The following is a 14,161-nucleotide window of genomic DNA, read 5'->3' as shown; positions in this document are numbered from 1 at the left end:
CGCCTCGGAAACAACCTCAAATGCTACAGCGACTTCGGACTCATGCCGGGGCAGCCTGATATGCAAATTACCGAATTGCATGTCTTTGCTCCAAAAGGGCCCCTTCGGCAGCCGTGCTAGCGCTCGTATTCGTCGCCCTGGCTACGTTGCGTCTTGCGGTCCTGCTCGTCGGCCTGCCGTCCCTTTTGCTTGGCTGAGTCTTTCTGCTGCTGAACGCGTTGTCGTACCTTCTCGGCCTGCCGCCCCGACGTCTCGGGCTGACGCGTATCTTCTCGGGTCGGCAAATCGCGGCCGCGGGCTGCTCTTTCCGGCGCGGCGTCCCCGGCTCCGCCTGTGCCCTTTTGCTGCTCGTACTGGAGGCGGGCGAGACGATCGTGCATCTTGTCGTTCACGCCATCGCGGTATTGCTCGAAACGGGTTTGCTCGGCGTTGGGGAGCGTGTCTCGCATCTGATCCAACGCCTGGTTCACACGCGCCATCTTCTGCCGCATTTCCAAAGGTGTCTGTGCCATTTCGCTAGCTCCTATCAGCCTGGTCAATTCTTTCATGCCGGGATGGGACAAGAACGACGATCGCCGCGGTCCCGCGGCAGCAGCGGCCGGCTTCTCGCCTTTCCTATGAATCTGGAGCGCATGGTTGCCGATCGCCTCGGCTGCAGCCAGGGCTTGGCCGGTCACGCCAGCCGCCCGCATCACGGCGGCGGTCTGCTGCCACATGCCGGCGATTGCCGCGCCACTGGCGACGAGCAATCCGCGGTCAATTCGACGCTGCCGCTTATCCTCCACGCGCGCGACCGTCTTGTCACTGACTTGGTAGCGCGGATCGTTCTGCGCGCGTTTGTAGGCGCCTGCATGTTCCTTCGTGTACGGTCGGCTCGTCGCGTAATCATATCGGCGGGTTGCCACCATCGCTATACCGTGTTGGCGCGCCTGCTCCGCGTAGGCTTCCCGCCAGGCATGGAGATCCGCCTTGTAGAATGTCAGCCGCTCGCCGTCGGCCGACCGGGCCTGCACCATGGCGTGGATATGGACGTGCTTCGTCTCGGCATGGTGTGCGAGCACAAACTTGTGCCCTGGCGCGCGCTCCTCGAGCACGGCACGCGCGGCCGCCATGATGGCATGCGGGTCCGTGCCGGCTCGAGCAGAGAAGAGCAGGTGATAGACGTTGCGGCGCTCCCGGCCGGACAGTTGCGGCCGCCATTGCTCATAGATTGCTGCGGCTGCCTTCCTCGGCTGGTTGGTGGCAACCTCCTGCCCATTCGGCTGGCGAACCTGCTTGTGCGACCGAATGAACTTTTGGAGAAAATATTGCGCCTTACGCTCGTTGCCGACGGCCGCCGTCACTTCGGGCGCCGCGCGAATGCCGGCCTTGCTCATGGCTTCGCGCAAGCCGGCTTCGATCTTGTCGAGCGCTTTGCTGCGCGAATTTGCACGCCCGGCCGCAAGAACCTTGGCAAGCGGTCCGGCGCGTTCCTCGGTGTGGCCATAGACATTGACGGTGTTGCCCTTGCGTGCATAGACGGACGGTTTCGATCCGAAGGCCGCATTTAAGGCAGCGGAAAGCGCTTCGTCCGTGACGTCGCCGCCGAGCTCGAACCGCACTTCGATGAAATTCGTATTCTCAAGCTGCGGCTCGAATGTCTGCTTGAATTGACGCAGAAAGCCACGACGATCCTCCGCATTGGCGAGCCCCTGTCCGCTATCGGTGAAGATCTCGATGTCACGCTTCCCGCCGAGTTCAGTTTCGCGCGTGCCGATATAGGCGAGCAGGGCGGCGGCCTGCTTGCCATTGGCCGCGCTCGACAAGACCTTGAACACCGCCGGCTGCGCGCCGGCGGCGTAGGCCGCGCGTCCGGCACCGGCCCTCGCCTGACGCGTCGGCCGCGCGAGGTGTCGAGCGGACGGGAGCGCGTCCGACCTTCCGCCGCCACCGCTTCGGCGCCGCCATTCTTCTTCCTCTTCCTTGACGAGAGCTCCGAGTGCGAGGCGAAAGATCGCTATCGCCGCTTTGGCGTCCATGGAACGCAAACTTTCGCCGGTGCCTTGCGCTCTAGCAGACAGCGGTATCGCGCGGACGACCCCTCCCCGGCCTGTAGCCGAAACAGGGGCCCTTGTGATGCCGGGGCTCGCTCCTGAGTGGTTCGCGCTCGTCGTCGACCATTTCCCGCCAACCTGGGGCAGAGGCCCGCGCCCTGCGGCGACGCCACTCGCATGCAAGTTCGTCGCTTTAAGATCGGCCGTCTCTCGACGGCTGGATTTCAAAAGCTTGTCATCATAAAGGTCCTCCTCGAGGTCGCCAGCGCCCGGTATGCGCAAATAGCGTTCGATCTCGGCAGCATATCCGGCAAGGCGGCCGCTCATGCCTTGACCTCCCTTCGTTTGCGCGGCCTCGCAATCATCGCCTTTAATTCTTCCCGGAACCGTCGCACGAGTTCGCCAACGGCGATCAAGGCACGCTCGAGGTCTTCGTCATACGGCACCCGGCCCTCATTCATGGCGCGGACCGCCTGATTGAAATTCACACCCACACGGCGAAGCTGGTCGGTGGCCTCCTCAATAGAGGGTCGCAGTTCGCCCGTCGCAGCCGGAAGAAAGCCAGCCTCGGTCCTCACAAGGCGGCGAACGACTTCGCTGACCGTCACCGACTCCCGATCAGCAATGGCGCGCAGCCGCTCCATTTCGACGCCTGAGAACCGCACGTGCAGGACCTCGCCATAGCGACGGGATGCATTCTGGGTTTCTGTTTCGTGGTTTTTGGGTCGCATCTTCAAGCCCGCTTGCGGGCGCTAAGGCCCTGGGCCGCGCCGCCTTTTTCGTGTGTAACACAAAAAAGGCTATCCTGCCAAATACAAAATCGAACCTTCATAGCAATACCTACACTGATATAGCGGCATCCTTAGCACCAACTCGCCGTTAAGCTGGACGTCCGGGTCATAGAAACATCTGTCCTTGAAGACATTGTTTTAACTTATCGACAAGTCCCATCGTTGATATTTTTCTGCCGTAACATGTTTCCTTGCTGCGCTATCATTATGCTAACATGGAGACAAATCGCAACGAGCGGGAAATATGCCGGGGCTCTCGCGTGAGCTAGATGCGTCGGTTGCAAGATCGCGGCTTCGGGGTGGTCATCGCAGATAGGGGTGACCGACTGTTCGGAATGTCGCTTCAAAGAGGCAATTCGCCCTGTCAGATCAAATTCAGGACTGCCTCAGATACCTGTCCGATGAGCAGTGTGCTCCATTGTTGATCATAGTACAGAATGACCAACCTAGTTTTCCCTCTATTAACTGCGAATGCTATGAGGATTTGATCTCCGTTGGCTTTTTAATTTTTTGTCGCCGAGATGGGCGCACACTGATCCGCACGCAGAACGAGAAGCGGGAAATGCTCAAAGTCATAAGTGGTGATTGGCCCACCGGAATGTTGGTTAAATGCGGTGGCGTGTTTAACCCGCGGCCGAGCCACATGGAGTTTCGTGTGGGGTTTACGCGGGAGGAAAAAGTCGCGTTGCGAGATATAGCGCGCGCCGAACTTATCTCGACAGACAACACAACGGGCAGCGCCGTGGCGTACGGGCTTGCTGGCGCGGCAATTTTAGGTCCACTCGGTGCGCTTATGGGCGCTCAGGCAGCAAAAAACGGTCAGAAAACTTTGGCGGCTGTTGTCTTCAAAGACGGGCGTAAGGTGATTCTCAGCGGCTCCAGTGAAGAACTGGCTCCCATCATTGCTGCGGGCTTCGCGTGGGACAAGATGGCCCCCGCGCTTCCTGGGACATCACCGCAATCAGATGCGGGCGCGATTGTCGAAGGCGAACGCTATGTTGACGAGCCGACGGCAAGTGCAGCTGCCGATGACTGGCAACGCAAGATCGAAGCCTACAAGGCAATTCCTTCTCCAGAAGCGCCAAAGCTTGAACTCCCCGACCGACCACAAGCAGGCGGAGTGCGTGCATTCGGGAGACGGCAGATTTCCAAACTCTAGCGATTGAATTCCGTCACCGAGGCCGCACAGACAGGCGGCCCTCATTAGCAGCCAGACGCGCTGCTAATCGTTCGGCAGTTTGTGCTTGTGGGTCTTGATGTAGTCCTGCACCGCCTTGCGCAGCAACTCGGTCATGCTGTGACCGTTGCTGATCGCGAGCAGCTTGAATTGGCGCTGCTCCCCGGCCGTAAGGTAATAGCCGCAGCGTACCATTTCCTCTTCGCGAATCCTTTTGCCAGCAACCGGATCCTTCTTCTGGCCCTGTCGCAGCATCTTGCGGAAGTCCGGGCTAGGCGGCACCGATGCAGTTTCAAGCTCCGGTGCCGCCGATGATGCGGCGGTAAGTCTCTGGGGGGCGGGATCGGATTTCGGAGCGATGAACATGCTCGGCAGCGTCGGCGGCTGTGTGGAGATCGCTCGCATCATGCGAGCCTTCTTGTCGACTTGTGTCGCGGGTGTGCTTTTCTCGGTCATGCGGCCTTCCTCATTGCTTCGATGAAGGTCTTGAGAACGTCATCAAAGACCCCTTCACTTTCGGCAATTGCCTTCGCATCAGGCTGATCGGGGCTATAGAGTGTCTGTCCGCTTTGCAGGTCCCGATAGGCAACACGGTTTTGCAGCGCATGTTCGGCGATCGGCGTGCCGTTCGCCTGAATGATTGCGCGCAGTTCTGTCAATGCTCTCGCCTTCGCATCGATGATGGTCTGTTTTGTAAGGACAAACACGGCTGGCAGCGGCCGCCCACGCGTTTCGACCGCGAGCGGAATGTAGTGGTCAGTGATCTGGATTGCGGCGGTGACGTCGTCGAGCGCGAAAAAGATCGGCACCACGACGATGTCGGCGGCGAATAGCCCGGCCATGAGATTGTCATTCGTGGTGCCTTCGGTGTCGATCAGCACCACGCAGCGATCGCCATTGTGCAGCTCTGCTGCCTCGAGGATCTCGCGCGGCGTCGTGGCGCTGACGAGCTGCAGTGTCTCGGGACGATTGCCGGCCTCCTTGAGCATCTGTGCCCAACGGCTCATGTTCTGGCGAACGTCGCCGTCTATGAGGGTCACCGCGTAGCCGCGCTCGAGAGCAACCGATGCGAGCGCGCGCAGCAGGGTCGATTTGCCAGTGCCACCTTTGGCGATAGCGGCAGATATGATCATAGTTCAGGGGACCTCTGATGAACCGCTTTTATGTCAATCGCCTCCCAAGCAATTGTCATAGCCGCACCCAAAGTGTAGTGTCAATTTATGAGCGATCAACCGGACAAGGCAACCATTTTCAGGGCAGCTTTAGCTGAGATTTCGGTGCGAGACGGCTGCGACGCCGCTCTTGATGCGGCAGCCGCGACATTGGCGCATTACAGCGCTCTCGCCTCCGTCGGCATGATGCGCCAGCGCGATCTGATTTTGATCGTGCCTAACAGCGAGGCGTGCAGAGCGGATGGTTAGGGAGATATTGGTGGCCGCAGCGGCGGCTGCGAGCGTCGGCGCCGCCGCTCAAGGCGATCAGTCCAAGAGCGGCGGCAATCCGATGTGGCCCGCCGGACTACGATGGGATTGCGAGACGGCGGCGAAAATTGTGTGTGAACGCGACGGCTCCTGCAAGCTGGCCAAAGGAGATGCTCCATTCCTGCTCAATTACGACAACAACAACATCGAGTTTGCGAACGGGAATGTCCGCATCAAGCGGCATTATCAGCAAACAGTGCAAGCCAGTCCTCTGCAAAGCGAGGTCAAGGTGGAACTTGCCGACAATCGGGTCATCTGGCTGACGGCGGTAGATGCCAGCCGCACCTATTCCGACGCCTGGGTTGGCGCTCTGACGGAATTGAAAGGCGGCGCCGTCCTTTTGGAATCCCAAGGCGTGTACTGTACCCCGCACAAGTGAGCGTCCCTCCCCGGGCCATGCACCGTACATGGTTTGTATAGCGCCGGAACTGCTAGCGGGCCATCATCTCCGGCCTCCGCCGTCCCTACGGCGCTATTGGGGGCGCGCTCCGGCTCCGGCTCTTTGGCCATGGGAATTGCGGCGACACAGAAGAAGCTCCTTCGACGGGACCGGACTGCGGGTGGAAGAAGCCAGGTGCCACCAGCGGGCGATCACTGCAGGAAGGATTTCGCGGTTTGCTGATCGACCCCGGAAAGCAGATGAGGTGGATGGCTCCCGCTCCCGGCATCTGAGTGCCACAGTGGGTTGCTGTCAGGCAACCCGAGCAAAGGAGCCATCCGCCATGCAGATTACCACCGTGGGCCTTGATCTGGCCAAGCGCATTTTTCAGGTTCATGCCGTCGACGCGTCTGGGGGCGTTGTCGTGCGCAAGGCCCTGCGGCGGTCGCAGGTCCTGCCGTTCTTCGCCAAGCTACCGCGCTGCCTGATCGGGATCGAGGCCTGCGGGACGTCACATCACTGGGCTCGAGAACTGACGGAGCTCGGCCATGAGGTCCGCTTGATGCCGCCGAGCTACGTGAAGCCTTATGTGCGTTTGGACTAACCCGCTCCGCGAACCGCGGAGCGGCAATGAGGCGCTGGGCGACGGCGCGATCTTGATGACGTCGTCCGTGGCACCGGCCATGGGTGCAAAAGGAGCTCCAATTGGGCGAGCATGGGATGGCTGCTTGCAGCCCATTCCATCGGACAAAGGAGCTTGTCATGACCCAACTTCGCCAGCGCATGAGCGAGGACATGCAGGTACGCAACCTCGCGCTCAACACCCAACTCTCGTATCTGCAACAGGTGTCGCTGTTTGCCCGCCATTTCGGCAAGTCGCCGGACCTGCTCGGGCGCGAGGACATCCGGACCTACCAAGTCTATCTGACCAACGAGAAGAAGCTGTCGCCCGGTTCGATCCACACCGCCATCGCGGCGCTGCGCTTCCTCTACAGAGTGACGCTCGAAAGGGACTGGGCACCTGAAGAGGTTCTCCCGCTTCCGAAGAAACCGCAAAAGCTGCCGATCGTCCTCGGTCCCGAGGAAGTTCTAAGGTTCCTCGGCTGCGTGCTCGACGTCAAACACCACGCCATCCTGACCACGTGCTATGCCGCCGGCTTGCGCATTTCGGAGGCGGTTCAGCTCAAGCCCACCGACATCGACAGCCAGAGGATGGTCGTCCGCGTCGAGCAGGGCAAAGGCCAGAAGGACCGCTATGTGATGCTGTCGCCGAAGCACCTGGAGATCCTGCGCAACTATTGGAAGATGCGCCGGCCGGAGGTGTGGCTCTTCCCCGGCGATCGTGCCGGCCAGCCGATCACCAGGGAGGCGGTGGGACAAGCCTGCGCGAAAGCGCACAACCGCTCCGGCTTGACCAAGCCGGTCACGCCGCACAGCTTGCGACACGCCTTCGCCGTCCATCTCCTCGAGGCCGGCGCCGACGTGCGCACCATTCAACTGCTGCTCGGTCACAAGAGCCTCGCGACCACCGCCCATTACCTGCGCATCGCCACCAACAAGGTCTGCGCCACGTCGAGCCCCTTCGAGCTCTTGCCGCGTCCAGTTCCCACCCCGCCGCCGCCGGCCGAGCCGCAATACTTCTGAGCGGCGCGACGATGGCCCGCTCGGGGCCGGAAGTGGCGGACATCTTCCGCCGCTACGGCAAAGCCTATCGTGCGCAGCATGACGCGTCGCTGTCGGCCGCCCAGCGCCGCGTCATGACGGCGATCGAACTGTGCCGGACCGCCGCGCTCGGCGGGCACGTCGAAGCGTGCGGTCAATGCGGCCACCGGCGCATTGCGTTCAACAGCTGCCGCGACAGGCATTGTCCCCGCTGCCAATCGCTGGCCCGCGCGCAGTGGCTCGAGGATCGTCGCGCCGAACTGCTCGACACGCAGTACTTTCACGTCGTCTTCACGCTGCCGGAACCCATTGCCGCCATCGCCTATCAGAACAAGGCGCTCGTCTACGGTCTTCTCTTCCGCGCCACGGCCGAGACCCTGCGTGCCATCGCCGCCGATCCCAGGCATCTCGGCGCCGAGATCGGCTTCTTCGCGGTGCTGCACACCTGGGGCCAGAACCTGCTGCACCATCCCCATCTGCACTGCGTCGTCCCGGGTGGCGGGTTCTCGCCGGACGGCACACGATGGATCGCCTGCAAGCCCGGGTTCTTCCTGCCGGTCCGCGTGCTCTCACGCCTGTTCCGACGATTGTTTCTGGAGCATCTGGAGAAAGCCTTCGCGGCCGACCAACTGCAGTTCTTCTCTGTCTTGCAGGCCTTGAGCGACCGTAACGCCTTCCGGCGCTACCTGGCGCCCCTTCGAAAGGCCGAGTGGGTGATCTACGCCAAGCCGCCCGTTGCCGGAGCCGAACAGGTCCTCGATTACGTCGGCCGCTACACGCACCGCGTCGCCATCTCCAACAACCGGCTCATCGACATCGAGGATGGCGCCGTTCGTTTCCGCTGGAAGGACTGCCGGCATGGTGATCGGCAGAAGGTCATGACCGTCTCGGCCGACGAGTTCATGCGTCGCTTCCTGCTACACGTCCTGCCGGAAGGCTTCCATCGCATCCGCTATTACGGCTTCCTCGGCAATCGCCATCGCGCGCAAAAGCTCGCCCGCTGCCGCGACCTGCTCGGCATGCCGGTTCCCGAGGCGTCGAACAGCGGCTCCGCGAAGGACTACCGCGACCGCTACGAGGACCTTACCGGGCATTCCCTCCGGCGATGCCCGGCCTGTCATCAAGGGCAGATGATTGTCATCGAAGTCTTCGATGGCGTCACCGGGCTCCCGCCATACTGGGATACGTCATGAAAGGAGCCCTCAGCTTCATCATCACCGTATTTGCACGGGCCGTTCGGCTGGAAAAACCGGACCGGTCCCGCGGAGATGCGCGCCGTCGCCCTGGGCAGCCTCTCCCCGCGAGGCGCGGCGCCGGTCCTTACTTTGCCGGGACCCATGTCCGTGGCGGCTTTCAACGCATGCGACCCCTGCAATCGCCGCGTCCGCACCGCCACGCGGTACCTGTTAGCGGGCGCGGCTCAATTGAACGCCCATAGCGGCCACTCGTGCCGGCGGCTTAGTCCAACACGTTTTTAGCTCACCGTCGCGATCCGCCACAGCGCGCTCTCGCCACCCGTCTTTCTGCGCGACGCCAAGCTAAAAACGCTCTGCATAATCATCAGGATTTCAAAATGCGAAGGAACGTACGCAGATCGGCTGTTTGTCAGCGCTATCGCCCAACATTCCTTCGCATTATTTCACAGCGTATCGAGCCAGGCGAGTATGCTCGGATCTCGTTTCCAGGATGATGAACGAACCGTCGCCGCTGGCACGGCGACCTGTTCCAGTGCCTTTCGCTTCGTCTCCAGATTAGCCTTAGCGTAGTGGTTGGTGGTGTCGAGGCTCACATGCCCAAGCCAACTGCGGATGACCGTGATGTCTACGCCGGCCGACACGAGGTGAACGGCGGTGGCGTGGCGGAAGCTGTGCGGTGTTACGTGCTTTGTTTGCAACGATGGCATGGTCTCAGCCGCCGCCTTCACATAAGCAGAAAGCTTGAACCGGACGCCCGAAGCGCTGAGCGGCTCACCATAGCGCTTGACGAACAACCGCTGGTCCGGTGCCCGAGGCTGCCGGGCAAGCAGCTTTTCCAGCAGTATCACGGTTTCCGGCCAAAGCGGGCAGATACGCTCTTTTCGGCCCTTGCCCGTAAGTCGGACGCAACTGGGACTTTCGAACCGGATTGCCCCGGAGCACATATCGAGCGCTTCCTGGATTCGCGCGCCGCTGTTGTAGAGGAACGAGAGCAGCGCATGGTCACGCATGCCTTCGAGAGTCGATCGGTCTGGCTGGTCAAGGATTGCCGCCACTTCCGGTGGATCCAGATAGCAGGGTTCCGATACCGGCGCCCGCTTGATCGGGATGTTGAGGATTTCGACACATTGCGCGATCAATGCGGGATCCCTGGTCGCCACGAAGTTGAAGAAGCTGCGGATTGCGGCAAGCCGGCAGTTACGGGTACCGATCGTACCGCCGCGGTCGTGTTCGGCGTGCCTCAGGAATGCCGTGACCTGCGCCGCAGTCAGATCGGCCAGCGAGATCATCGCGACTTTCTTTTTCGCGCCATCAGCGACGAACCGGAGGAGGAGCCGCCAGGTGTCGCGATAGGAACGGACCGTGTTGACCGACGCATTGCGCTGCTCAACAAGCCATTCGTAGAAGAACGCGCGCATCAGTTCCGGGAACGTATTGGTCTTGCTCATGACCGCACCTCCCGTTCGAGATTGAGGCATGGCGCGCCCACGCCCCTGAACCGCTCATTCGCGAGATGCAGCAAGTCCTGGGTGACGGTGATGTAGATCAGGGTCGAGTTGATATCCCGATGGCCAAGGTAGGTTGCAAGGAACGGCAATCGATCCTGCGGGTTGATCCCCAGACGGTACCATTCAAGGATACGGTTCACGACCATCGAGTGCCGAAGATCATGAACGCGAGGCCCGAACTGCCCTTGCAGTGGCTTCAACCCGGCACGGCGTACGACGTCCGTGAGTAACCAGGTGATCATTTCCGGCGTATAGCGGGACCTGCGCTGGACGTGCCAGAACAGGGCGGAGTGCGGATCCTGCGACGCGCCGGCCTCACGCCGTGCTGCGATGTAGGCCTGAAGTTCGGTCACTACACTGTCAGGAAGCGGCAGAATTCGGGTCTTGGAGAACTTGGTCTGCCGAACCGTGATGGTGCCGTGACCGCCATCAACGTCACCGAGATCGAGCCTGGCCAACTCTCCCCGCCGCAGACCCGCGCAGTAGGCCAGCAACAGCATGGTGTAGATGGTCAAGGGACGAAGTGTTGCCCGCGGCGAGGGATACGAACGGGCAATGTCGAGCATTCGCTGCACGTCGGCGGGAGAGTAGATATGAGGCTTTCGCCACTGCTTGCGGATCTCCCTTTGGGGTCTCGGATCCGGCCGGCGCCGAGGAGCTGACGGATCGCGACGCCGATGGATTTTTGCGAAGAGGCGCTCAAGGTTTTCGCGCTCATAGGCATGGTTGCGCGCGCCTTTCGTCGCCGCCCATTGATCGATCATGACGCTCAGCGGCTCGGTTTCCAGTTGCGGGTTCAGTTGCAGGAACCGGTCGAACTCCAGGAGCCGCACTGGTTGCGACGTATATTTGTATCCCCTGCGGCGCATCATGGCGACATGCTCAGCCATAACCTCGCCCAGCACGCTGCCGAACGGTTTGGGCTGGCGCAGTCTGGTAAGAGCCTCTTCTGGATTACACGATATCAACGCGCGCCAGATCGGCATGCTCTGCTTTATATGACATGCCTCACGCAGAGCTTCGACAGGGTTGTGATCGATTGCACCGGTTGCCCGGAGGTGGTCGAGGAACCGGTCGATGATGCGGGTGCGATGCAGGAGCGTGGATGTCGCCCAGCGAGACGCTAATTCTCGTAGCCAAGCCTGCAGCGCTTGTTGGTCGAGCATCCCATGCCGTTCAACGATATCCTGGAAGCTGTGCAGGACCTGTTGATAGCAGGTGCGGCTTTTGAGATTCCGCAGATCGAGGCTCGCGACATAGCTGCCAATGCGCATGCGATCGGGATCAGGCCAACGGGAGATCATGCCAGCACCTCCGTTCCCGGCACATCAAGAGCGACGGCCCTCAGATCCTCGGTGGCAAGCTTGAGGTAGGGGTCTGTCGACCCGGTCGAGCGATGTCCTAACAGATCGCCAATTACCTTTTTCGGAACTGCCGCGCGCAGCAACTCGGTCGCACGAGCGTGACGGAAGGTGTAGGGCCCGCACTTGCCCAAGGGTTTGACGCCGGCATCCCGGAGCCTCCGCCGAACGAGGCTATATAGCTTGTCGAGCTTGCGATAGGGCGCGCGCGTACGGATGAAGATTTCCCTGGCATCGGTCCCGGGTCGTCCAGACCGCAAGTAAGCAAGGATCGCTTCGCCAACCGGCTCCAATAAGGGAAGGAGCGTGTAGGCTTGCGTTTTGCTGTGACGGACACGAACGACTTCGGCCCGCCAGTCTATGTCTTCGATCCGCATATTACGGACTTCGCCGGCTCGTAGCCCATAGGTGGCGAGGAGTTGTAATATCGCATGGTCCCGCAAACCGGCGACCGTCGTGTCAATGCCCGTGCTTGCCAGAACCGCGGTGATCTGGTCGCGCTCCAGAATCGACGGCACCCCTTCATAAGCATAGAGCCGCGGCGAGATGATATGTGGCGACAGATCTGCCGCGACGCGGGCAGTCCTGTGAAGGTAGCGCAGCAGCGAACGAAGCCGCTCCGCTGTGGATTTCAGCGAACTGCGCGTCATCTTCGAGCCCCGCAGGTCCATATAGCTGTCGATGTCGCCGACGGTTACTCCGCTGAGACCCTCGACTCCGCTCCGGTCGAGTTGCCAAGCAAGGAAGTAGCGGGCTTCCCACAAGAACGCTTCGATGCTGGCCTGGGCAAGGCCACGCTCCTCGCGAAGCCAGGTTTCGTATTCGCTGCAGATCGTAAACCGTAACGCGTCAGCGGCGCAGACTACTTTGGGAGCAGGCGGCCACTGACCCTGCCCAAGCCTTAGTAGCGCGTGAATCCCAGACTGCGGGACTTCGTGCCAGCGCTTGCTGGGCTTTCGTCCACGACGCTTCCGGAATAGTGCGGTCGCATGGTGCAGATATCGCTCTACCAGGTCTTCGGTCACGTCTGCGACTGGAATTCCTCGGCGCACGAGATAATCGAGGAACTCCTGCGCATAGGCGCAGTAATTTCTGATCGCCACCGGACTGTATTGGCGGTTGGTCAGCGCTGCTTTCAGCTCAGTGAGCAGTTCGTGTTCGGATTTCAACATCAATCATTCCTCTGTTGGTCAAACGACCACAGAGGTTCGTCGGAAAAAAATAATGCGGAGCAAAGCCGTCAGTCGGCACCAAAAACACGCGGATTTTCTGTCTCCATCCCGCGTTCCTTCGCATTTTGAGCACCTGACGATTAGTGAAGCGCGGCAAGAATGATGCGGTGGACGCGGAAGCGATCTGCGAAGCGGTGACACGCCCGACCATGCGCTTCGTGGCGATGAAGTCGGCCGAGCAACAGGCCGCCCTGTCGCTTCACCGCACCCGCAATCTTCTGGTCAAGCAGCGCACGCAACTCGTGAACATGATCCGCGGCTTGTTGGCTGAGTTCGGCATCGACATTCCCCAAGGTTTGGAGCGGGCGCTCAGGCTGGCGCGCCAGATCGCCGCGAAGGAAGCGACGCCGGAAGTGCCGGCAATGGCAACGCAAGTTCTCAGTCTCCTGTGCGGGCAGGTGCTCGACACCCATGTTCGTCTCCAGGCGATCGACCGTTCGATCAGTGCCCTCCAACGAACCGACGACGTCGCACGACGCTTGTCGACGATCCCCGGTATCGGTCCGGTAGGGGCTACAGCGTTGGCGGCCTCCGTTGCCGATCCGGGACAGTTCCGCTCGGGTCGAGAGTTCGCCGCCTGGCTCGGGCTAACACCTTCCCAGAACTCGAGCGGCGGCAAGGATCGGCTCGGCCGCATCACCAAGATGGGCGACCGGTATCTGAGAAAGCTCCTTGTGGTCGGCGCGACCTCTCTGATCCGACGGGCAAGGCATAAGCCCGAGGCTGCGGATCCGCGCCTCCTCGCGTTGCTCGCCAGGAAGCCAGCTCGCGTGGCGAGCGTAGCCATGGCAAACAAGATGGCCCGCGTGGTCTGGGCTATCATGACGCGCGGCGAAACCTATCAAGCGCGTCATGCTCCGAACCTTGCAGCGTAAGTTGCGCAGAAGACGAGACTCTGAAGCAGAAATCAGATCGAGCCGATCGATCGGCTCCATGAGATTGTGAGAGCGACGCGATGTGATGGCGAGACCGGTCAGGCCGGGAACAGGGACAACCCGTCGAATGTCCGAGGCATCATAGCCTGATAAGCAGATTGGGACCCAGTTCGCCGACCCCATCAGGGCCAGCAGTCTCGAATGGCTGCATCAACAGGCCGGACAGAAGACTGCACCCGACCAACGCGCCAGAACAACGAATTACCTCTTGCAATACGGGAGCCATCCACAGAAGACGTTCACAGTCCGACGATCATTGAACCTGCACCACTTGCCAGCCATCAGGTCCCTTGGAGAAAGCGACCACGCCATCACCTTCGTCTTTCCAGGAAGCGCGAAGCTTGTATTTCACGGTGCATTGCACCCCAGGTCTGAACTGACCCCGTAAAGTTGGACGGTTCATTGA

At 61.0% G+C, this 14,161-nt stretch carries 12 protein-coding genes and 2 pseudogenes; 7 read left to right on the top strand and 7 right to left on the bottom strand.

The genetic code is table 11. The features are described from left to right. Window positions 1-116: 116 nt before the first annotated feature. Window positions 117-2,360 carry a relaxase/mobilization nuclease domain-containing protein gene (locus tag C7I87_RS31255; RefSeq protein WP_149907824.1) on the bottom strand — a complete coding sequence of 748 codons (2,244 nt, stop codon included), beginning with the start codon at window positions 2,358-2,360 and terminating at the stop codon, window positions 117-119. Continuing rightward, window positions 2,357-2,770 carry a MobC family plasmid mobilization relaxosome protein gene (locus tag C7I87_RS31250; protein WP_149907823.1) on the bottom strand — a complete coding sequence of 138 codons (414 nt, stop codon included), beginning with the start codon at window positions 2,768-2,770 and terminating at the stop codon, window positions 2,357-2,359. Before C7I87_RS31250 ends, C7I87_RS31255 begins: the two co-directional genes overlap by 4 nt. A gap of 472 nt (window positions 2,771-3,242) precedes the next feature. Here C7I87_RS31250 and C7I87_RS31245 point away from each other — a divergent pair, with 472 nt between their 5' ends. After that, window positions 3,243-3,983, top strand: coding sequence for a hypothetical protein (locus C7I87_RS31245; RefSeq protein ID WP_210250675.1), 741 nt, complete (start codon window positions 3,243-3,245; stop codon window positions 3,981-3,983). Window positions 3,984-4,046: 63 nt separating this feature from the next. Here C7I87_RS31245 and C7I87_RS31240 read toward each other — a convergent pair whose 3' ends face one another. After that, entirely contained in the window at window positions 4,047-4,457 is a 411-nt protein-coding gene (locus C7I87_RS31240; protein WP_149907821.1) for a hypothetical protein, read from the bottom strand. After that, entirely contained in the window at window positions 4,454-5,134 is a 681-nt protein-coding gene (locus tag C7I87_RS31235) for a ParA family protein (RefSeq protein WP_149907820.1), read from the bottom strand. The genes C7I87_RS31240 and C7I87_RS31235 overlap by 4 nt, the downstream gene beginning before the upstream one ends. Window positions 5,135-5,221: 87 nt before the next feature. Between C7I87_RS31235 and C7I87_RS31230 the strand changes: the two genes are divergently transcribed. The 5 genes and pseudogenes from C7I87_RS31230 to C7I87_RS31210 all read left to right on the top strand — a co-directional run bounded on the left by C7I87_RS31230 (window position 5,222) and on the right by C7I87_RS31210 (window position 8,716). Further along, window positions 5,222-5,422 (top strand): hypothetical protein, encoded by a 201-nt coding sequence (locus C7I87_RS31230; RefSeq protein WP_149907819.1) that lies wholly within the window; start codon window positions 5,222-5,224, stop codon window positions 5,420-5,422. Between the two features lie 10 nt (window positions 5,423-5,432). Beyond that, window positions 5,433-5,861 carry a hypothetical protein gene (locus C7I87_RS31225; RefSeq protein WP_246696467.1) on the top strand — a complete coding sequence of 143 codons (429 nt, stop codon included), beginning with the start codon at window positions 5,433-5,435 and terminating at the stop codon, window positions 5,859-5,861. 343 nt (window positions 5,862-6,204) lie between these two features. Then, window positions 6,205-6,456, top strand: a pseudogene (locus tag C7I87_RS31220) (IS110 family transposase); the annotation flags it as partial. A gap of 167 nt (window positions 6,457-6,623) precedes the next feature. After that, the gene (locus tag C7I87_RS31215; RefSeq protein ID WP_188394061.1) at window positions 6,624-7,505 is read left to right on the top strand and encodes a tyrosine-type recombinase/integrase; all 882 of its coding nucleotides are present in this window, start codon (window positions 6,624-6,626) and stop codon (window positions 7,503-7,505) included. Between the two features lie 11 nt (window positions 7,506-7,516). Next, window positions 7,517-8,716, top strand: a complete 1,200-nt coding sequence (locus C7I87_RS31210) for an IS91 family transposase (protein ID WP_149907816.1) — start codon at window positions 7,517-7,519, stop codon at window positions 8,714-8,716. 446 nt (window positions 8,717-9,162) lie between these two features. Here C7I87_RS31210 and C7I87_RS31205 read toward each other — a convergent pair whose 3' ends face one another. Genes C7I87_RS31205 through C7I87_RS31195 form a run of 3 tightly spaced genes read right to left on the bottom strand, consistent with a single transcriptional unit; the run spans window position 9,163 to window position 12,760 of the window. Beyond that, on the bottom strand, window positions 9,163-10,167 hold the full coding sequence (locus C7I87_RS31205) for a site-specific integrase (RefSeq protein WP_149907815.1): 1,005 nt from the start codon (window positions 10,165-10,167) through the stop codon (window positions 9,163-9,165). Beyond that, window positions 10,164-11,531, bottom strand: coding sequence for a tyrosine-type recombinase/integrase (locus tag C7I87_RS31200; protein ID WP_246696466.1), 1,368 nt, complete (start codon window positions 11,529-11,531; stop codon window positions 10,164-10,166). Before C7I87_RS31200 ends, C7I87_RS31205 begins: the two co-directional genes overlap by 4 nt. Beyond that, entirely contained in the window at window positions 11,528-12,760 is a 1,233-nt protein-coding gene (locus C7I87_RS31195) for a site-specific integrase (RefSeq protein ID WP_149907814.1), read from the bottom strand. The genes C7I87_RS31200 and C7I87_RS31195 overlap by 4 nt, the downstream gene beginning before the upstream one ends. Window positions 12,761-12,903: 143 nt before the next feature. Here C7I87_RS31195 and C7I87_RS31190 point away from each other — a divergent pair. Continuing rightward, window positions 12,904-13,695 (top strand): annotated as a pseudogene (locus C7I87_RS31190) (IS110 family transposase); the annotation flags it as partial. Between the last annotated feature and the right edge of the window lie 466 nt (window positions 13,696-14,161).

Origin of the sequence: Mesorhizobium sp. SARCC-RB16n, assembly GCF_008520305.1 — a bacterium.
Classification (GTDB): Bacteria; Pseudomonadota; Alphaproteobacteria; order Rhizobiales; family Rhizobiaceae; genus Mesorhizobium.
Note: the sequence above shows the minus strand (reverse complement) of the source record. Positions and strands in the feature narration are given on the sequence as shown.